The sequence below is a fragment of the Lactobacillus sp. M0396 genome, assembly GCF_016101625.1.
Classification (GTDB): Bacteria; Bacillota; Bacilli; order Lactobacillales; family Lactobacillaceae; genus Lactobacillus; species Lactobacillus huangpiensis.
Window position 1 is genome coordinate 1 of sequence record NZ_JACFQE010000018.1, and the last position, 975, is coordinate 975.

Consider the following 975-nt stretch of genomic DNA (forward strand, 5'->3'; position numbering starts at 1 on the left):
TGTCTTTGTCTTCTTGTTTCTTTAAGCCGCTCTTGACTTCGTCTGCTACTGCTTTAACTGCATCTTTTGCCGCTACTTTCGTAAACGCTAGTTCAGCTGCTGACTTTGCTTGAGTAATGTCTGCTTGAGCTTTTTCTGAAGCATCTTTTACTTCTTGCTTAGAAGTTGCTGATTCAATTGCTTTTTCAGCGTCAGCTTTGGCCTGATCAATATCTGCTTTAGCCTCATCGTACTTATCTTTAACTTCCTTCTTTTCATCAGAAGTCAATTTGTTATAGTCACTATCAAGTTGGTTCTTAGCATTATCTGCTATAGTATCAACTTTAATTTTTTCAGTGAGTTTTGATGTTGCCAAATCGGCTTCGGCAGCTGCTTTTTCAGCCGTATCAATCGCACTCTCTCCAGCCTTTTCAGCCGCATCTGCTTTTTCAATCGTCGATTGCTCGCCTACTGTTGTTTTAGCATTATCGCAAGCTTTACTTATAGCTGCTACAGCCTTGTCTTTGTCTGCATCAGATAAATCAGATTTATTAATTCTGTCAATTGCTTCAGTCGCATGATCATCTAACTTCTTTTGATCATTTTTAATAGCTGTATCCAAAGCCTGTGCATCTTTAAGAACCCTGTCCATGTTATCAATACCTTCTTGTTTAGCATTGTTAACCTGAACTGCAGTTGTTGTACTTGCGTCTTTAATCTTATTAGCTGCATCTTGGTAATAACTATCTACTTTATCCTTTAAAGCGGCCTTGTTTTCATCACTGACATTTGATAACGCATCGATGCCTGCTTTAACTTCAGTTTGCTTATTAGTTAAAGCGGTAATTGCATCTTTCTTTTCATTATCTAGTTTAATTGCAGCATCTTTATCTGCATTTGCTTTAATTACATTGATGTCACTAATAGCTTTATCCTTAATGCTGTTGACTGAATCTACACTTGTCGCTGCTTCAATATCTTTATCTGCTTGTGCAA

Annotated in this window: 1 protein-coding gene; it reads right to left on the reverse strand. The window is 37.4% G+C overall.

What is annotated here, in order from left to right; translation table 11 throughout:
* Positions 1–975 (reverse strand): DUF1542 domain-containing protein (locus H3T43_RS09275; RefSeq protein ID WP_198214169.1); only part of this gene is annotated, 975 nt, incomplete at both ends.